This is a genomic window from Corallococcus sp. AS-1-6 (genome assembly GCF_020037015.1).
Classification (GTDB): Bacteria; Myxococcota; Myxococcia; order Myxococcales; family Myxococcaceae; genus Corallococcus.
Genome location: NZ_JAIQDE010000005.1, coordinates 225,185 through 244,857, shown reverse-complemented (window position 1 = coordinate 244,857; position 19,673 = coordinate 225,185). Strand labels below are relative to the sequence as shown.

Below are 19,673 nucleotides of genomic sequence, written 5' to 3'. Positions count from 1 at the left end.
GGCATGCGCGAGGCCCGGGACCGCGCGCTTCGCCACGAAGTCTCTTGCTGACCCACAACAGCCCTTGGATGCAGTGCGGAGGCACGTATGTCGCTCGTGAGTTGCAATGCGCAGAACCAGCTCTTTCAACAAGGCATCATGACGGTCAAGGTCGCCTACAACATGGCCGACGCTGTCGCCAAGGCCGCGAATGAGCGCCAGATCGCCGCGTACTCGGGCATCTCCGGCCTGCCGGACCTCTCCTCCCCCCTGATGGTGGAGAACGTCACCAACCTCAAGAACGGCTCCCTGGTGGACAACGGCAAGGGCGTCATCGTCCCCCCGGATACCTACCTGGCCTTCCAGATTGGCTTTGGCTGCCAGGTGGGGTTCGGCTTTGGCATCGAGATCCTCCCGAGCTCCATTTCCATCGTGGACAACAACTCCCTGATCCTGCCCCGGTCGTCCGTGCCGGCCACCAACGAGTGGGCGGTCGCGGGCCAGTACGCGTTCTTCGCCAACAACAGCTACAACCAGGACATGATCTATGTCTATGACAACAACTTCGGCTCGCACTCGCTGGACCAGGCGATAGCGGCCAACTCCTATCAGATCCGGATCACCTGCACGCCGGTGCGCTCCTGGACCGACAGCGGCGGCAACACGTACTCCGTGGACCGGCCGAACCTGGATCCCCCCTCGAACCCGCCGCGGCTCCCAGGCGTCCTGGCGGAGGGGGACGGCATCAACGTCCACGGCGGCACGGTCACCGGGTCGGGGACCTCCGGCGAAAAGTATGGCGGTTGCCGGGGCTACACGATGGACAGCCAGTCTGTCTCCATGGTGTTCGACGTCTTCGTGGTCAATCAGAAGTATTACAACACGCAGACCTATCAGCTCTTCCAGTCGGGCGGCGGCGACGGGCTGAACGACTAGTGATGCCGGGTGGATGTCTTCACGCCGAATCGACACTCCTGCAAGGAACCAAGACAATGCCGAAGCTCAAGAACGCCGACCTGCCCAGCGATCCGCATGACTTCACCGCCCAGGACTGGCTCCACCTGTTCGAGGACCGTGGCCTCTTTCACGCCATGGTCATCACGCAGGAGCAGAACCCCACCAACGTCTTCAGCATCCACCAGGGTCTGCAGCTCACCGGAGACCTCGTCCTCCCGGACCCGCTCCATCCGGACAACCACGCGACGTTCCAGTGGCTCGTCCCGAACATCACCGCCCAGCTCCACACGGTGGAGACCTTCTTCCAGACGGTGCACACCTACCACTCGCAGGGCTACGACGTGGAGAAGGCGGACATCGGCATCCCCGGCATCTTCAGCGTCAACTTCCAGCACGAGCACCAGTACTCGAATGACCAGTCGTTCTCGGAGACGGACTACTACGTCACGAGCATGTACCGCGTCCCCAAGCTGCAGATTGGCTTCAGCGACGGCGCGATGACGCTGACGGCGGACTTCCTCCAGGCGCTGGCGCAGGCGGTGGAGCCTGGCGTCAACGACCCCCGCAGCTACGACAACCTCACGAAGGTGTTGAACGCGTGGGGCCACTACTACGTGAAGCAACTGGACCTGGGGGGCCTCCTGTACGGCACGGACACCCGGAAGATCACCAGCATGAGCCAGGGGAGCAGCTTCTCGGACAGCGTCTCCGCGGGCTTCCAGGCCAACCTGGAGCTGGAGGACGTGCCCATCTCCGGTGGCGGCAGCGGCGGCCACGGCCACGGCTCATCCTCGAACGACAGCTCCACGCAGGCGGACCAGAACGTCACCATCAATGTCATTGGCGGTGATGGCTCGTTGGTGGGCAAGTACCCGGCCTGGGCCGCGTCATTGAATGGCAACTACGTGAGCTGGCACATCATCGATACCATCGTGCTGGAGCCGGTCATCAACCTCATCCCCGACCAGGACCTGCGCTACAAGGTGGCGAACACCATCACCGCCAGATACGGCGTCACGCCGTACACGCAGGCCATCTCCAACGCGGAGCAAGGCGACCTGAACGACTGACGGCTCCCCGGGGGCGCACGCCTGTGCGCCCCCTCTGCCTCCTGCCCTGGTGACGACCGCCATGAAGTACGATACCGAGCACCTGCTGAAGCCTGTCTCCCCGGACGCGTTCCTGCGAACGTACTTCGAGCGGGAGCGCCTGCTGATCCGCCGGGGAGACGCGGGATACTACTCAGACCTCTTCACCCTCGAGGAGATGCTGTCGTTCCTGCAGAAGGAGAACAACGTCTATCCCAACGTGCGGATGGTGAAGGAGGGGCGCGAGACGGCGTATAGCGAGTTCTCGTCGTCCCTGTCCTACAAGGAGGCGCGGGTCAACTTCAACCATGTGATCAACCGGGAGCGCGTGTCCCGCCTGTTCCTGGAACAGGGTCACTCGGTGATTGTCTATCAAGCGCAGACGGCCTTGGAGCCCCTCCGGAGGTTCTGCGACACGCTGGAGCGGGAGTGGCGGGTGCGGGTGCAGGCGAACCTGTACATGACGCCCGCGGGCAGCCAGGGTTTCACGCTCCACTACGACACGCATGATGCCTTCATCCTCCAGCTCGAGGGAGAGAAGCGCTGGCGGTTGTATGACAAGCCCATCCACCTGCCCTATGACGGCGAGCCGATGCAGAACCCGGAGCAGCACAGGCCCTCGCTGACCTGTGTGTTCGACGAGGTGCTGCGCAAGGGCGACCTGCTGTACGTGCCCCGGGGGCATTTCCATGACGTGACGGCCACGGACGTGCACTCCCTGCACGTGACGGTGGGCCTCCTGACCAGCCCCTGGCAGGCGCTGTTCCGGCGGGTGGCGGAGGGGCTCGAGAAGGAGGACTTCATGCGCAACACCGTCCCGCTGGCGGTCTGGCAGCAGGGGGAACTGGCGGCGTTCAAGGACCAACTGAAGGCCGCGGTGATGGCGGGGATGGACGCGAAGCTGGAGGGGCTGCTGGACGAGTACCTGGGCCGGCACGCGAACGGGAATGCTTCCGCCGGCATCCACAGGTTGGCGCGCTCCTTCGCGGAGATGGAAAAGCCCAGGCTCCGGGCAGTCGCGTCCGGGGGAGGGTGACATGGAACGCGTCCCCGTCCCCACCCGCCTGTACGTCCAGGAGGGACAGGCCATGCTCCAGACCACGGAGCTGCCTGCCTCGGTCTACGCCGCGCCCTTCTTGTCGGACGGCCTGCGCCAGGCCTTGTCGGAAGGGGAGGGACGGCGCTCGTCCTCCTGTCCGGTGACGGACCTGCTGGAGGAGGGGCCCCTGCCGGTGGGCCTCCTCTTCCACGTCTCGCGGTGCGGGAGCTCGTTGGTGACCGGGATGTTGGGGACGCTCCCAGGGGTGCGGGGCGTGAGCGAACCGGAGGCGCTGTCGCTCTACCTGCTCCACTGCGCCCAGGGCGCCTGCGCCTTCGACGCGGAGGCGTTCCGCCGGTTGATCAAGGCCTTCGGGCGAGGGGTCGGGCCTGGCGGCCGGTATGTGATCAAGTTCTCCTCGTGGAACCTGCTGTTCCTGGACTGGATCCGCGCCGCGCTGCCGGACGTGCCCTGGGTGTTCCTGACGCGGGACGCGACGGAGGTGATGGCCTCCAATTTCAGGAGCCCTTCCGCGCCGTTGCGGTGGTACCGGAGCCGGGAGCCGTGGTTCAAGGCGTGTTTCCCGGATTGGCCCGGCGAGGCTCGGGACACGCCTGAAGCATTCTTCGCGGGGTGTCTGGCGCGCTACGCGCGGAAGGCGTGGGAGCACCAGGGGCCTCTGTGCCTGAGGGCGGACTACGCCCGCCTGCCCGGCCTGGTGCACGATCAAATCCTTCCGCACTTCGGGTTGGAGGCGGATGCGCCGCAGCGTGCGCGGATTGAGGAGAAGAGCCGTTATCGGTCGAAGGGAAACACGCAGGAGGTCTTCGTGCCGGACGGGGAGCAGAAGCGCGCGGAGGCGACCGAGGCCATCCGGGCGGCCGTGAAGGTCGCGGCTGCTTCCGACACCACCTCTCGGACGCAGCTCCTCGTGGTGCCTGCCCCGTAACTCTCCCCGGACGCGAGTTGGCACGGCGTTTGGAACAGGGCAGGGCCGTGATGGAACCCCGCCTCGACCTCCCCACGCCGTCCGAAGAGCTGCTGGCCCGCTACAACGTCGCCGGCCCTCGCTACACCAGCTATCCCACCGCCCCCGAGTGGCGCGGCGACTTTGGCCCCGACGCCCTCGCGGAGCGCCTCACGCTGGCCAGCGCGCGGGAGGCCACCCAGCCATTGTCCCTCTACGTCCATCTGCCCTTCTGCCGCAGCCTCTGCTGGTACTGCGGCTGCAACGTCGTCATCAGCCAGGACCCGGGCGCGGCGGACCGGTACATCGACCACCTCGTCATGGAGATGGACCTCGTCGCGCGGCGGCTGGGCGCGCGGCGGACGCTGTCGCAGATCCACTGGGGCGGCGGGACGCCCACCTTCCTCACCGAGGCGCAGTTGGAGCGGCTGTGGACGGAGCTCACCCGCCGCTTCACGCCGCTGCCGGACGCGGAGGTGGCCATCGAGGTCCACCCCGCGCTGACCACGCCGGGCCAGTTGTCGCTGCTGCGCCAAATGGGCTTCAACCGCGTGTCCATGGGGCTCCAGGACTTCGACCCCCAGGTGCAGCGGACGACGAACCGCCTCCAGACGCCGGAGCAGACGCGCGCGCTGCTGGAGCAGGCTCGCGGGCTGGGCTTCACCGGCGTGAACTTCGACCTCATCTACGGCCTGCCCCACCAGGACGCGGCGAGCTGGGCCCGCACGCTGGAGACGGTGCGGGAGATGCGGCCGGACCGGCTCGCCGTCTACTCCTTCGCCTTCATGCCGGACGTCCTGAAGCACCAGAAGCGCATGCCCGCGGAGGCCATTCCCGGGGCCCGCACCAAGCTGGAGCTGTTCCGCGCCGCCTGCGAGGCCTTCGTGACGGCGGGCTACCGGCCCATCGGCATGGACCACTTCGCGGTGCCCGAGGACGAGCTGGCGCGCGCGCAGGCCGAGCGCCGCCTGGGCCGCAACTTCCAGGGCTACACGGTGAAGGCCGCGTCGGACGTGGTGGCGCTGGGCAGCACCGGCATCAGCGACGTGGGCGGGGCATACGCCCAGAACGTGCGGCCGCTGTCGTCCTACTACGTACGGGTGGCCGAGGGGCGCCTGGCCACCGAGCGAGGCGTCGTCCTCACCGAGGATGATCAGCGCCGCCGCGCCGTCATCACCCAACTGATGTGCAACTTCTGGACGGACCTCGGCGCAGACGGCGGGACGTACTTCGCCCCGGAGCTGGAGCGGCTGCGCGCCTTCGAGGCCGACGGGCTCCTGGTCCGCGACGGGACGCAGTTGGAGCTCACGGCGCTCGGCCGCCTCTTCGTGCGCAACGTGGCGATGGTGTTCGACGCCTATCTCGCCAGGGCCGCGAAACCCCGCTTCTCCCGGACGGTCTGAAACTCGCGGCGCCGGGGGCCGGTTGGGCCTCAAACCGCCGCGCTGGAGCGCAGAAACTGCGCGGGCCACCCATGGCGCCGCGCAGGGGTTGCGCGGGCGCAAGGGAGCATCCGAGGCAGGGGGAACGGCTGGGGGATTGCAATGACGCCTGGGCGTCATGACCAGCCTAGAACTCGCGCGGTGGCAGTTCGGAATCACCACGGTCTATCACTTCATCTTCGTCCCCCTCACCATCGGGCTCGCACCGCTCGTCGCGCTGCTCCAGACGCTCTGGGTGGTGACCCGGAAGCCGGGGTGGCTCCGGCTGACGCGGCTGTTCGGCAAGCTCTTCCTGATCAACTTCGCGCTCGGCGTGGTGACGGGCATCGTCCAGGAGTTCCAGTTTGGAATGAACTGGAGCGAGTACGCGCGCTTCGTGGGGGACGTGTTCGGCGCTCCGCTCGCGATGGAGGCGCTGGCGGCCTTCTTCATCGAATCCACGTTCCTGGGGCTCTGGATCTTCGGCTGGAAGCAGCTCCCGCGCGCGCTGCACCTCGCCTCCATCTGGCTGGTGGCGTTCGCCGTGAACCTGTCGGCCTACTTCATCCTCGCGGCCAACTCCTTCATGCAGCACCCCGTCGGAGCGCGGTTCAATCCCGCCACCGGGCGCGCGGAGATGACGGACATCCTGGCGGTGTTGACCAACAACACGGTGCTGGTGGCCTTCCCCCACACGGTGACATCCGCCTTCCTGGTCGCGGGCACCTTCGTGGCGGGCGTCTGCGGCTGGCTGATGGTGCGCTCGAGCCAGTCGGGTGAAGCGGTGGCGGCCCAGACCTTCCGCGGCGGGCTCAGGCTCGGCCTGGTCACCGTCGTGGTGTCCGGCATCGGCGTGGCGGTGAGCGGGGATGCCCAGGCGAAGCTGATGTTCGAGCAGCAGCCCATGAAGATGGCCGCGGCCGAAGCGCTCTGCGACGGACGCGCCGGGGCGCCCTTCTCGCTGCTCGCGGTGGGAGACCTGACCAACGACTGCCGGGGCGTGCGCCACCTGCTGGAGATTCCCGGCCTCACGTCCTACCTCGCGCGCGCGGACTTCCAGGCGCCGCTCGAGGGCGTCAATGACGTCCAGAAGCGCTACGAGGACCTCTACGGGGCGGGGCCGGACTACGCGCCCAACCTCGCCGTCACCTACTGGTCCTTCCGCTTGATGATCGGCCTGGGCGTGGGGAGCGCTGCGCTGGCGCTGGTCGGGTTCTGGCTCACGCGCGGAGGCGCGGCGAGCAACTCGGAGCGGTTCGCGCGGCTCAGCCTCGCGGCGCTGCCCACTCCATTCCTCGCGTGTTCCTTCGGTTGGATCTTCACGGAGATGGGACGGCAGCCCTGGCTGGTGGCGCCCAACCCCACCGGGGTGGACGCGCTCCGCCTGCTGACGGCCAGCGGCGTGTCCACCGCCGTCTCCCCCGCCATGGTCTGGACGACGCTGATTGGCTTCACCTGCGTCTACGGCGCGCTGGCGGCGGTCTGGTTCTACCTGATGCGGCACTTCGTCCGTGCGAGCCTGAAACATCCGGCGACCCTCGCGAGCGAGGACAGCCACCCCGAGACCGCGCCGCTGTCGTTTGGCTATTGAGTTCCCGGCCCTCTTTCCTGGCATCGATAAATCATCATGGAACTGAATACACTATGGTTCTGTCTCATCGCGGTCCTCTGGACGGGCTACCTCGTGCTCGAAGGTTTCGATTTCGGCGTGGGGATGTGGCTCTCCGTCCTGGGCAAGACCCCGGCCGAGCGCCGCGCGGTGCTGCGCACGATTGGCCCCGTCTGGGATGGCAATGAGGTGTGGCTGCTCACCGCCGGGGGCGCGACGTTCGCGGCCTTCCCGGAGTGGTACGCGACGCTCTTCTCTGGCTTCTACCTGCCGCTCTTCCTGATCCTCGTCGCGTTGATCGTCCGCGGCGTCGGGCTCGAGTTCCGCTCCAAGCTGGACAGCCCCACGTGGCAGCGCCGCTGGGAGCAGGCGATCCAGGTGGGGTCGTGGATCCCCGCGCTGCTCTGGGGCGTCGCCTTCGCGAACATCGTGCGCGGGGTTCCGCTCGACGCGAAGCACCAGTTCACCGGGACCTTCCTCGGCCTCCTCTCCCCGTTCGCGCTGCTCGGCGGCCTGGCCACCACCTTGCTCTTCCTCAGCCACGGCGCGGTCTTCATCGCGCTGAAGACCCAGGGTGAGCTGCGGGCGCGGGCGCTCGGCTGGGCCCGGCGGATGGCGCTGCCCACGCTCGCGGTCAGCGGTGCCTTCGGGCTGTGGACGCAGGTGAGTTACTCGGTGGTCTGGACGTGGCCGGTGCTGGGGTTCGTGGCCCTGGCGCTGGCGGCGGCGGCGCTGAGCGTCTGGAAGGAGCGGGAGGGCTGGTCCTTCACCTTCAGTTGTCTGGCCATCGCGGGCGTGGTCGTGCTGCTCTTCGGCTCGCTCTTCCCGGACGTGATGCCAGCGCTCGAACCGGCGCACTCGCTCACGGTCCAGAACGCCTCGAGCACCCCCTACACGCTGCGGATCATGACGTACGTCGCCGTCGCGCTGGTGCCGTTCGTGCTGGCCTACCAGGGCTGGACCTACTGGGTCTTCCGCCAGCGCGTCACCGTCGACGAGCTCAACCCGGCGCTGGGGGAGGGCTGACCGTCCGATGAAGCCGCTCGACCCGAAGCTCCTGCGGCACGCGACCGCCGCGCGACGCTACGTGCTGCTCACCGCCGGCCTGGGGCTCGGGATGGTCGCGCTCACGGTCCTGCAAGCGCGGGGGCTGGCGCGGCTGCTGGGGCATGCGCGCGAGGTGGCCGGGGAGCATGGGCGGCTCCTGCTCTGGCTCTCCGGTGTGTGGCTGCTGCGCGCGGCCCTGGCGGGGCTCCAGGAGTGGGCGGGGAAGCGGAGCGCGCACCGGGTCATCGCGCAGTTGCGGGAAGGCCTGCTCACGCGGCTGGCGTCCGGATCGACGGGGGAGCGCGCCCCGGCGGGCGGGGTGGCGCAGGTGGAGCTCGCGACCCGCGGACTGGACGCGCTGCAGCCCTATCTCGAAGGGTACGTGCCGCAGTTGCTGCTCACGGCGCTGGCGACGCCGGCCCTGCTCGTCTGCGTGTGGCGCGAGGATCCGGTCTCCGCGGTCTTGATGGCGGGCTCGCTGCCGCTCATCCCGCTCTTCATGGTCCTGGTGGGCCGCTTCACGCGCGAGGCCACGGTGCGGCAGCTCGCGAGCATGCAGCAGTTGAGCGCGCGGGTGCTGGACCTCATCACCGGGCTCGCCACGCTCCGGGCGCTCGGCCGGCAGCGCGGCGTCGCGGACCAGGTCCTGCGGCTGAGCGAGGCGCACGCGCGCACCACGCTCCGGGCGCTGCGGCGGGCCTTCCTCTCCAGCTTCGTGCTGGAGCTGATCGCCACGCTCTCCATCGCCAGCGTGGCGGTGGGGATTGGCCTGCGGCTGCTCGAAGGGGCGATATCGCTGGAGACGGGCCTCTTCGTGCTGCTGATCGCGCCAGAGGTCTATGCGCCGCTGCGCCAGGTGGGCGCGCTCTTCCACGCGTCCGCGGAGGGCGCCGAGGCGGCGGCGCAGGCCATCGCGCGGCTCGAAGCCCCCCAGCCCGCGCGTGGCATGCTCGCCGCGCCACCGCTCACCTCCGGGGCGCTGGAGCTGCGGGACGTCTCGGTCGCCACGCGCGACGCCGGGTGCAGCGCACCGGAGGGGCTCTCGTTCGTGCTGCCGTTGGGGCAGGGGCGCATCCTCGGGTTGCGAGGGGAGAGCGGCGCTGGCAAGAGCACGGCGGTGGCGGTGGCGCTCGGGCTCCTGCCGCCCACGCGCGGTGGAGTCTTCCTGCGGCCTGAAGGCGCGGCGCCGCTCGCGCTCGGGTCGCTCGACCTGACGACGTACTGGTCCCAGCTCGCGTGGCTGCCCCAGCGGCTCCACCTGGAGCCAGGCACGGTGCGCGAGAGCGTCTGTCGAGGTCGCGTGATTCCGGCCTCCGCCCTGGCAGCCGCCGCGGAGGCCACCGGCTTCGATGCCGTCGTCGCGCGGCTGCCCGAAGGCTGGGACACGCGGTTGGGGCGGGACGGGCAGGGCCTCTCGCTGGGACAGCGGCAGCGGCTCGCGCTCACCCGGATCCTCGCGGGCGACGAGCGGCTGCTGCTCCTCGACGAGCCCACGGCGCATCTCGACGAAGTCTCCGAGCAGCGCGTGCTCGAAGCGCTGAAGGAGCGCGCACGGCAGGGGACAACGCTGCTCGTGGTCAGCCACCGCGCGCGGACGCTGGCCATCGCGGACGAAGTCGTCACGCTCCACTCGACCGGGGCCTCCCTGGACACCCTCGCGGAGGCCGCATGAGCCCCCATCCCTTGCGTCAGGTGCTGCCGGGGCTCGGGCTGCGTCCCCGCACGGTGGCCTTCGCGGTCGCGCTCGGGACGGGCGCGCTCTTCGCCTCGACGGCGCTGGGGGCGTTGTCCGCGTGGCTGATCGCGCGCGCGGCCGAGATGCCGCCCGTGCTCGACCTCACGCTCGCCATCGTCGGCGTGCGGGCCCTGGGGCTCTCTCGCGCGGGCCTCCGCTATGCCCACCGGCTCGTCGCGCACGAGCTGGCCCTGGGGGGCGTGGCGCGGCTGAGGGCCCGGCTCGTGGACGCGCTCGCGCGGGGGCCGCTCCCCCGGGTCCTCGGCCTCAAGCGCGGAGACCTTGTCGCGAGGCTCGGCGGTGACGTGGATGCGGTGGGCGAGGCGGTCATCCGCTCGCTCGTACCCATGGCCATCGCGGCCGGTGTCGGCGTGGGCAGCGTCGCGCTGCTCGCCTTCTTCCTGCCTGCGGCGGCAGGGGCCCTGGCCATGAGTCTGGCCGTCGCGGGGGGCGTGGCACCCTGGATGAATGCGCGCGCGCTGGCCCTCGCGGAGAAGGCGTCGTCGGCCACCCGGTCGCGGCAGTTGGCCACCGCCCTGGAGCTGCTCGAAGGCGCGGCGGAGTGGAGGGTGTCGGGACGAGCGCCGGTCCTGCTGGGAGCCTTGCGCGAGGACGACCTTCATCTGGAGCGCCTCTCCGCGCGAGCCGCTCGCTGGACCGCCGCCGCGACCTTCCTGCTGCATGGCGCGTGGAGCGCGAGCGTGGGGGCGGCGCTCGTCCTCGGCTTCGCGGCGCTCGGACGCGGAGCGCTCTCCCAGGTGGAGCTCTGTGTCGTCGTGCTCGTGCCGCTCAGTGCGTTCGAGGCCCTCCAGTCCATGCCCGCGGCGCTGACCCAGTTGCTGCGCTCGACCGAGGCGGCCCGGCGGCTGCTGCCCTTCCTCGAGGCGCCCGAGGCGGAGGCTCCGGCCGCCGCGCTCCCAGCTCCCGCGCCGGCCGGCCCCCTGCGCGCGGAGGGACTCGCGTGTGGCTGGCCCCATCGAAGCGCCGCGATCTCGGGCATCGACCTTACCGTGCGGCGGGGCAGGTCGCTCGCCCTCACCGGGCCCAGCGGGAGCGGGAAGACGACGCTGCTGCTCAGCCTGGCGGGGCACCTCCCTCCGAAGGAGGGGACGGTGAAGCTGGGCGAGGTCCCGCTCGAAGACGTGAGCGAGCAGCGTCGGGTGGAGCTGCTGCACTACTCCGCCGAGGATGCGCACCTCTTCGACACCACCCTGCGAGAGAACCTCCGGGTCGTGCGCGCGACGCTCACCGACGACGAGGCCATCGCGGCGCTGCGCAAGGCGGGCCTGGGGGACTGGTACGCGCGGCAGCCGCAGGGGCTCGACACGCCCCTGGGCCGCGGGGGCGAAGCCATCTCTGGAGGCGAGCGGCGGCGCGTCCTCCTCGCGCGCGCCTGGCTCTCGGAGGCCCCCTGGCTCCTGCTCGATGAGCCCACCGAGCATCTCGACCCGCGCACCGCGGCCCGCGTGATGCGAGACCTCGACGGGATGAAGGCGCACGGGCGCGGCCTGGTGGTCGTCACGCATGACGCGGACGTGGCGCGCGCGCTGGACAGCGTCCACGCGCTCGCGCCGGCCTGACGCCCGTGCTCCCTCACTCCGGTCGGCGTCCTCAGCGCTTGGGCGACGTCGCCGAGGCGGGCACCGGCACCGTCATCAGGTTCTTCGCATCGGCGGGGTCGAGGAACTCCGTCTTCCCGTCCTCGCTGTTGATGACGCCCACCGTGAGGTACGTGTCGGTGAACTGCACGAGCAGGAAGGTGTGCATGTCGGAGGAGCCGCTCAGGAACACGGGGATGTTCGTCCCTGGCACCTGGGTCCTGAAGCCATGCCGCTCATGGATGTGACCGGCGAAGACGGCCACCACGTTCTGGTTGGCGATGGCCTTCAGGAACGCCGGGTCGTCCTGCTTCATGTGATCCCCGTAGTCATGCAGGTTGAGGACGATCTTGCGGCCCGCGGCGGTGGCGGCGGCCAGGTCCTTCTTCAGCCAGTCGATGGACGGGGAGACGTCGATGGCCTTCGCCGAGTAGGTCGGGTAGTTGTGGAGCTGCACGAAGTGATAGCTCCCCTGGTTCCACGAGTACGCGAGGCTCTGCTTGTCGAAGCTCTGGATGAGGGAGGCCGGGAAGTTGGGCACCTTGTCGCAGTGGATCATCGTCTTGATGAAGTCCCGTGCGTTGGCCGCCGCGCCGTTTTCCCCGAGCGTCAGGTAGTAGAGCGGCTCGCGCCACCAGCCATCCCCCAGGTTGTTGGCGTAGTCGTGATTGCCCAGGCCGACGAAGAGCGGCCAGCGCAGGGTGCCCGGCAGCGTGTAGTAGCGCTCGAAGAGTTCCACCTGCCAGTCTTGCCAGAACGCCGTCAGGTCCCCGTTGATGATGACGCCCCGGGGCTTCTGGATGGGCACGCCGCCCCCCTGGATGTCCGGCCTGGAGGGCCACGCTCCGGGGGCGCCCGGCTGGAGCGGATTGGACGCGCGTTGGATGTCATTCATCGCCCGGACCTGGTCGCGGTTGGCGCGTTTGGAGTTGCGCTTCGTGCAATCCTTGTCGCCGTCACAGGGCGGCGAGTCCTCCCACCAGGGGAGCTGGGGGTCGGAGGCGATGATCATCGTGAAGGCGTTGAGGTCCGACACTGGCGGCACCGTCTTGGTGAAGCTCGGCGTCGCGCAGGTCGGGGGGACCGTCCCCGCGCCCCGGCCATAGGAGTCCTTCGGGATGATGTGCGGGTCCTTGCTGCACAGCGCGCCGTCGTCCTTGTAGCCGTCTGGGCACTTCTGCCAGCACACCGGGCCCACGCCGTGGTAGCTGGCCTTGCACTTCGGATAGCAGAGCGCGCCGTCCTTCTCCTCGCCGTCGCCGCAGGTGTGAATCGGACTGCCCGCGCCCCGGCCATGGGAGCTCTTGGCGAAGATGTGGACGTCCCGCCGGCAGGTGCAGCCATCGTTCTTGTAGCCCGAGGGGCAGCGAGAGCAGCCCTTGTCGAAGGTCAGGCCGCACTTGTCGAGCGCGGAGCAGCGCGAGGTATCGGCGCTCTTGATCTTCGCATCGCGCCGGCACAGGGCACCGTCGTCCTTGTAGCCGTCCGGGCACTTCTGCCAGCACACCGGGCCCACGCCGTTGTAACCCGACTTGCACTTCGGGTAGCACAGCCCTCCATCCTGCTCCTGGTTGTCGCCGCATCCGAACACGGTGCCGGCTCCACGGCCATAGGAGTCCTTCGGGATGATGATCGCGGCCTTGCGGCACAGCGCGCCGTCGTCCTTGTAGCCGTCGGGGCAGTCGGCCCAGCAGACCGGTCCGACTCCCGTGAAGTCTTCCTTGCACCGCTCGTAACAGAGCCCGGCCTGGTAGAGCTTCCCGCGGTTGCAGGTCGTCTCCACGTTGCGAGGCTCTTCTTCCGCGCCGGAGCGGACCGGCACCCCCACGCACAGCATCGCGAGCAGCAGCCACTCGATCTTCATGTTGCGTCCCCCTCAAGGGGCCCCGTGCACCGGGACCCGGATGGGACGCCGGCAAAGCAAGGCGGGCGCCAACCCGCGGCTCAGGGCGGTCCAGGGTGTTTCATCGGGCCGGTGCCGCGCGCCGCGCTCCCGCTGCGTACGCCCTGAACGCGACACGCGTCGCATCCGCACGCAGTCGCGCTGGCGGTCAGCCAGCCGGGGGCAGGTCCAGCGGCAGCACCGTGGTGAAGGTGGCGCCTCCGCCCTCCGTGGGCTCCAGGTGGATGCTTCCCCCGTGGGCCTCCGCGATGTGGCGGGCCATCCACAGGCCCAGCCCGAAGCCGCCGTGGTGGTTCGCGGGGACCGCGCGCTCGAAGCGCCCGAAGACGCGCTCCTGGTCCTCCAGGCCGACCCCTTCGCCATGGTCCCGGACCGCGAGGCTCACCCTGCCTGCTGCGCTCGCCACGCGGACCTCCACGGGCCTGCCCGTCCCGAACTTGAGCGCGTTGTCCACGAGGCTATCGAGCAACTGATCCAACCGCGCGCGGTCGTAGTGCCCCACCACCGGCAGGGGCGCCTCCAGCGTCAGGACGCAGTCCGCGCGAAGGGCCTTCTCCCGCGACCGCTCCACCACGGCGGCCGCGAGTTGCGCCAGGTCGACCTCCTCGCGTGACAGGTCCAGCGGTCCGGTGACGAACTCCGACACGTCCACCAACTGCTCCACCAGGCGCGCCAGGCGCTGGAGGTGCTTCTCCGTCGTGCGCGCCTTGAGCCGCGTGGTCTCCGGCGTCACGTTCGCGGCCGGGACGTCCAGGCTGCGCACCAGGGACTGGATGTTGAGCGACAGGGCGCTCACGGGCGTGCGCAGCTCATGGCTGACCAGCCGCAGGAACTCGTCCCGCGTCCGCACGGACTCGCGCAGCGCGTCCCGCTCCACCTCGTTGCGGACCACCTCCCGGCGCACGCGGGCCATCTCCAACTGGGTGCGCACCCGCCCCAGCAGCTCGCGCGCGGAGAAGGGCTTCACCAGGTAGTCATCCGCGCCGCTCTCCAGGCCCTCCACCGTGGCCTCGTCGCCCGCTCGCGCGGACAGCAGGATGATGGGGATGGCGCGCGTGCGCTCGTCGGCGCGCAGCGCGCGCACCAGCCCGAAGCCATCCAGCACCGGCATCATCACGTCGGAGAGGATGAGGTCCGGCGGCCGGACGCGCGCCTGCTCCAGCGCGTCCTGTCCGTGGCGGGCGGTCTCCACGTGGGGGAAGCCGTGCTTGAGCAGCCCCGTGACGTAGGTGCGCAGGTCGGCGTTGTCGTCCACGAGGAGGATGCGGGAGCGCGCGAGCTCCGGGGGAACCTCCGGCGCCAGCGCCCCGGACTCGGGCGCGGCCACGGCGTCCGTGGCGATGACGTCCGTGGACCAGCGGCGCGCCTCCTCGACGAAGGGCGTGGCGCCCGAGTGCACCGGAGGGGGCCGGGACGTGTGCTCCACGCGCTCCAGCGGCAGGTGGGCCGTTCCCCGGGGCAGCCGTACGGTGAAGGTGGTGCCCGCTCCCAGTTGGCTCGCCACCGCGACGCCGCCCCCGTGCAGCTTCACCAGCTCCTGCACCAGCGCCAGGCCGATGCCCGTCCCCTCGTGGCTGCGGCCCTGGGTGACGCGCACGCGGTAGAAGCGCTCGAAGACTCGCGGGAGCTCCTCCTCGGGAATGCCCACGCCCGTGTCCTCGACGCGCAACACGGCCTGAGCGTCCTCCCACCGCAGGCTCACGCGGATCTCCCCGCGGTAGGTGTACTTCACCGCGTTGGAGAGCAGGTTGAGGACGACCTTCTCCCACAGCTCCGGGTCCACGTAGACGGGCTCGGGCAGGGGCGGGCAGTCCACCTCCAGCCGCAGGCCCGCGCTCTCCACCGCGGACTGGAAGGCGCTCGCGAGGCTCGTGGTGAAGGCGGACAGGTCCACGGGCACGTAGCGGGCCTGGGCCCGGCCCGCCTCCATCCGGGAGAAGTCGAGCAGCGTGTTGACCATCTTGTAGAGCCGCAAGGCATTGCGGCGCACGAGCTCGAGCGGCTCCCCCTCCAGCGCCTTCGCCGGCCTCGCCAGCGCGTCCTCCACGGGGCCGAGGATGAGCGTGAGCGGCGTGCGGAACTCGTGGCTCACGTTGCTGAAGAACGCCGTCTTCGCCGCGTCCAGCCGGGCCAGCTCCTCGGCCCGCTGCTTCTCCTGCTCGTAGGCGCGGGCGCTGGAGATGCTGGCGGCCAACTGCCGCGCCAGGAGCTGGAGGAAGCCCCGGTACTCGTCGTCCAGCACGCGCAGCGGGCTCAGGCCCGCCACGAGCACGGCCATGCTGTCGGTCTCCGCGCCCATGGGCACCGGGAGGAGCAGGGCGCGCGTCGTGGGCTCGGGCCAGGGGCCGCCGGGGAGGGGACCGAAGCGCTGGGCCAGGTCCTCCAGCAACAGCTCCTGCCGGGCCCCCGTGACGCTCGTGAGCGGCCAGGCGGACGCGGCGCCCGCCGCCAGCGTCACGGGCGCGGCGGCCGTCCCGCGCTCCAGGCCCGCGCAGCCGACCAGGCGCGCCTGATCCGCCTTCACCAGGTAGAGCAGCGCGAAGGGCACGTCGTGCGCCGCCTGCGCGAGGACGTCCTCCAGCGAGCGGAAGATGCCCTCCACCGTCTTGTCCAGCGCCGTGCGGATGGACAGCTCGCGGAGGATGGCCAGCCGGCGGTCTCCCACCACCTGCCGCGTCGTCTCGCTCGCGATGGCGAACATGCCGGCGATCTCTCCCGACTCGCCGATGGTCGGGTTGTAGGACCAGGTGAAGTAGGACTCCTCCCGGAGGCCGCCAGGGCGGCGCGCGAAGTTGACGTTCCCGTCCTCGATGTAGATGGGCTCGCCCGTGTCCTGGGCGCGCTGGATCAACGGGCCCAACTGCCCCCACTCCTCGACGAGCGCCTCGCTGCCGCGCGCGCCCAGCGTCCGCGGATGCTTCGCCCCCAGGATGGGCCGGAACGGGTCGTTGTAGAGCATCCGCAGCTCGGGGCCCCAGAAGAGGATGATGGGGTAGGGCGAGCGCAGCATCGTGCTGACGGAGGTCCGCAGGGACTGGGGCCACTGCTGCAACGGGCCCAGCGAGTTCGTGGACCAGTCATGCGCCCGCATCATGGCGCCCATGTCGCCGCCCTGCTGGATGAAGGGCTCCTCCTCGGCCGGGAGCGCCGACGGCGTGGACCGCTGCGGTTCAACGCTCGGGGCCGGCGCGGCGAGGGCCCCGGACCCCGGTTCGCGCGGAAGGGTGAAGTGGAAGGTGGTGCCCTGGCCGGGCTCGCTCTCCACCCAGATGTGCCCGCCGTGGCTCTCCACGATGCCCTTCGTGATGGAGAGGCCCAGGCCATGTCCGTCGCGCCGCCGCTGCGACGCGTGCCAGTAGCGGTCGAAGAGGTGCGGCCGCACGCTGGCGGGGATGCCCGGGCCGGTGTCCGCCACGCTGAAGCGCAGCGCGTCCGTGCCGGGCTCGCTCCCCACCCGCAGGTGGAGGCTGCCGCCAGCGGGGGTGAACGTCAGCGCGTTGGACAGGAGGTTCCCGAGCGCTTGAAGCAGACGCTCCCTGTCGCACCACAGGGTGAGCCCGGGCTCCTGCTCCACGACGAACCGCAGGCCCTTCTCCGCCGCCTGGGGCTCGAAGAGCTCCCGGGCGTCGCGGAGCAGCTCCGCCACCGACTGCGGGCGGACTTCGATGGCGAGCGTCCCCGTGTCGATGCTCGCCAGGTCGAGCAGGTCCTCGATGAGCCGGTTCATCCGGTCCACGGAGCGGCGGATGGCGTCAGCCTGCTTGCGCGCGCGGGCGGTCGCCTCGGATTCGGGCGGCAGCCGCTGGAGCAGCTCTGTCGCGGCGCGGATGGCGGTCAGGGGCGAGCGCAGATCGTGACTGACGACGGCGAGCGTCTCCTCGCGCATGCGCGTGGCGCGGCGGGAGGCCTCGAGCAGCCGCTGGGTCTCCGCCGCGTGCGCGCGCTCCGCGGCCAGGGCCTCCTGCCTCAGCCGCGCGACCGCGAGCTGGGCGTTGATGCGCGCGATGAGCTCGTTCGCGGAGAAGGGCTTGACGAGGTAGTCGTCCGCGCCGCTGTCGAGCCCCGCGATGGTGGCCTCCTCCCCCGCGCGCGCGGACAGCAGGATGATGGGGATGGCGCGGGTGCGCTCGTCCGTGCGCAGGGCCTGGACCAGTTGCAGGCCATTCACCCCCGGCATCATCACGTCGGAGAGGATGAGGTCGGGAGCCTGCGCGCGCGCGGCGGCGAGCGCCGCGCTGCCTTCGTTCACCGCCTCCACGCTCCATCGGGGTTCCAGGAGCCGCGTGAGGTAGGCGCGCATGTCCGCGTTGTCGTCCACCACCAGGATGCGGGCGTCCGCGCGGTCGGTGCGCCGCGGCGCCGCGGTCGCGGGTCCGCTCCACTGGGAGATCTCCGCGAGGAACGCGCCGGGGCCGATGCCGGTGGCCGGGAGCGCCGGCGCCAACGTGTCAGGCTTCCGGGGCAGGTGCGCGGAGCCGGTGGGCAGCAGCACGCGGAACGTGCTCCCCTGGCCTGGCGCGCTGGTCACCGTCACTCGTCCGCCGTGCAGGTGCACCAGCTCCCGCACCAGCGACAGGCCAATGCCGGTGCCCTCGTGGCTGCGCCCCCGCGCGCCCTCCACGCGGTGGAAGCGCTCGAAGACGCGGGGCTGCTCGTCCTCCGGGATGCCAATGCCCGTGTCCTGGACGGTGAGCTCCACCTGCTCGCCAAGCCACTTCAGCGCGAGGCGGATCTCCCCCTCGAAGGTGAACTTGAACGCGTTGGAGAGCAGGTTGAGGACGACCTTCTCCCACAGCGAAGGGTCCACGTAGACGGGCTCGGGCAGCGCCGGGCAGTCCACGCGCAGCGCGAGCCCGGCGGCGGTGGCCGCGGCGGTGAAGTTGCTGGCGAGGTCCGCGGTGAGCGCGGAGAGGTCCGTGGGGACGAAGGACACCTGGGCGCGCCCCGCCTCCAGGCGGGCGAAGTCGAGCAGCGTGTTGACCAGCTTCTGCAGGCGCAGGCCGTTGCGGCGCACCACCTCCTGGCGCTCCCGCTGCGCCGGAGGCAGGGGCTGCCGGTCATCCGCGAGGCCGTCCTCGATGGGGCCCAGCATCAGGGTCAGCGGCGTGCGGAACTCGTGGCTCACGTTGCTGAAGAAGGCCGTCTTCGCGCGGTCGAGCTCCGCCAGGGCCTCCGCCCGCTGCTTCTCCTCTTCGTAGGCGCGGGCGTTGCCGAGCGCCGTCGCGAGGTGATCCGCCACCAGCCCCAGGAACCCGCGGTAGTCATCGTCCGGGGCGCGCCTCGCGCTCACCCCCGCCACGAGGAAGCCATAGGGGCGCTCGGCGCCGGCCCGCGTGATGGGGAAGAGCCACGCCGTGCGGGGGGACTCCGGCCACTTCCCGCCGGGCAGGGGCCCGAAGCGCGCCTGCACGTCCGGGACGAACCTGGGCCCCTGGGCGTCGTTCGCCTCCGCGAAGGGCCACGCCGCGCCGGCCGTGTCCGCGCCGAAGAGCGCGGCGGGCGTGGCGGTGTCCTGCCCCCAGCCCGTCGTCGCCACCAGCTCCAGGCCCTGGTCCGCGTCCCCCTGTCGGTACAGCAGGGCGAAGGGGATGTCGAAGCCGTTGCTCTCCAGCGCGAGCGCCGCTTCGCGCCAGGCGTCCTGCTCCCGCTTCACCGTCCCCGTCCGCGCCGCCAGGTCCCGCAGCGTCCGCAGCCGCCGCTCGCCCAGCACCCGGCCGGTGGTCTCGGTGAGGGTGACGAGCACGCCCCCGACGCCGCCGGTCTCATCCCGGATGGGGCTGTAGGAATAGGTGAAGTAGCACTCCTCGAGGTAGCCATTGCGGTCCAGCGGCAGCATCCAGTCCTCGGAGCCGACCGCCGTGCCCTGCCGGACGCCCTCGAACATCGGGCCGATGATGTGCCAGCTCTCCGCGAACGTGCTCTGCGCGCCGTGGCCCATGGCGGCCGGGTGCTTCGTCGCGCCCAGCACCGGCCGGTAGCCGTCGTTGTAGAACTGGACCAACTGGGGGCCCCACGCGATGTACATGGGGAAGCGCGACTCGAGCAGGATGCTCACCGCCGTGCGCAAGGACTGGGGCCATGTCCCGGGCGCTCCCACGGGAGTCCGGGTCCAGTCGATGGAGCGCATGAGCGCGCCCATCTCGCCTCCGCCTTCGAGCACCGCTGCCGCCTCGCGGCGGTGAACGTCCGTCGTCGTGGGTTCGCTGGGGGCCGTCGTGCCCGTGCGGGTCGAGGAGCTCATCAAGAGCCTTCGCTAACACACGTGAAGCAGGGCCGGGCGGAGCCTGGGATGCGAAGGTTGGCCCCTCGACGTGGGCCCGGGATGGCGAC

Annotated in this window: 11 protein-coding genes; 9 read left to right on the top strand and 2 right to left on the bottom strand. The window is 70.5% G+C overall.

All coding sequences use genetic code 11. The annotated features are described in order from the left end of the window. The first annotated feature begins 138 nt into the window (after positions 1-138). The 9 genes from K8612_RS09525 to cydC all read left to right on the top strand — a co-directional run bounded on the left by K8612_RS09525 (position 139) and on the right by cydC (position 11,422). The gene (locus tag K8612_RS09525) at positions 139-915 is read left to right on the top strand and encodes a hypothetical protein (protein WP_223762051.1); all 777 of its coding nucleotides are present in this window, start codon (positions 139-141) and stop codon (positions 913-915) included. 56 nt (positions 916-971) lie between these two features. Next, positions 972-2,006 (top strand): MAC/perforin domain-containing protein, encoded by a 1,035-nt coding sequence (locus tag K8612_RS09520; RefSeq protein ID WP_223762050.1) that lies wholly within the window; start codon positions 972-974, stop codon positions 2,004-2,006. Between the two features lie 61 nt (positions 2,007-2,067). Then, a complete protein-coding gene (locus K8612_RS09515) occupies positions 2,068-3,060 on the top strand; it encodes a JmjC domain-containing protein (protein ID WP_223762049.1) in 993 nt (330 codons plus the stop codon). Position 3,061: 1 nt separating this feature from the next. Next, positions 3,062-4,012 carry a hypothetical protein gene (locus K8612_RS09510; RefSeq protein WP_223762048.1) on the top strand — a complete coding sequence of 317 codons (951 nt, stop codon included), beginning with the start codon at positions 3,062-3,064 and terminating at the stop codon, positions 4,010-4,012. Between the two features lie 50 nt (positions 4,013-4,062). Continuing rightward, positions 4,063-5,433 carry an oxygen-independent coproporphyrinogen III oxidase gene (gene hemN / locus K8612_RS09505; RefSeq protein WP_223762047.1) on the top strand — a complete coding sequence of 457 codons (1,371 nt, stop codon included), beginning with the start codon at positions 4,063-4,065 and terminating at the stop codon, positions 5,431-5,433. A 157-nt stretch (positions 5,434-5,590) separates the two neighbouring features. Then, a complete protein-coding gene (locus K8612_RS09500; protein ID WP_223762046.1) occupies positions 5,591-7,042 on the top strand; it encodes a cytochrome ubiquinol oxidase subunit I in 1,452 nt (483 codons plus the stop codon). A 36-nt stretch (positions 7,043-7,078) separates the two neighbouring features. Continuing rightward, positions 7,079-8,086 carry a cytochrome d ubiquinol oxidase subunit II gene (cydB, locus tag K8612_RS09495; RefSeq protein ID WP_223762045.1) on the top strand — a complete coding sequence of 336 codons (1,008 nt, stop codon included), beginning with the start codon at positions 7,079-7,081 and terminating at the stop codon, positions 8,084-8,086. Positions 8,087-8,093: 7 nt separating this feature from the next. Continuing rightward, positions 8,094-9,779 carry a thiol reductant ABC exporter subunit CydD gene (gene cydD, locus K8612_RS09490; protein ID WP_223762044.1) on the top strand — a complete coding sequence of 562 codons (1,686 nt, stop codon included), beginning with the start codon at positions 8,094-8,096 and terminating at the stop codon, positions 9,777-9,779. Further along, positions 9,776-11,422, top strand: a complete 1,647-nt coding sequence (gene cydC, locus K8612_RS09485; protein ID WP_223762043.1) for a thiol reductant ABC exporter subunit CydC — start codon at positions 9,776-9,778, stop codon at positions 11,420-11,422. The genes cydD and cydC overlap by 4 nt, the downstream gene beginning before the upstream one ends. Positions 11,423-11,453: 31 nt before the next feature. On the opposite strand, the gene K8612_RS09480 is transcribed toward cydC, so the two are convergent. Both K8612_RS09480 and K8612_RS09475 read right to left on the bottom strand, forming a co-directional pair. Beyond that, positions 11,454-13,304, bottom strand: coding sequence for a metallophosphoesterase (locus tag K8612_RS09480; protein ID WP_223762042.1), 1,851 nt, complete (start codon positions 13,302-13,304; stop codon positions 11,454-11,456). 187 nt (positions 13,305-13,491) lie between these two features. Then, positions 13,492-19,584, bottom strand: a complete 6,093-nt coding sequence (locus K8612_RS09475; protein WP_223762041.1) for an ATP-binding protein — start codon at positions 19,582-19,584, stop codon at positions 13,492-13,494. Between the last annotated feature and the right edge of the window lie 89 nt (positions 19,585-19,673).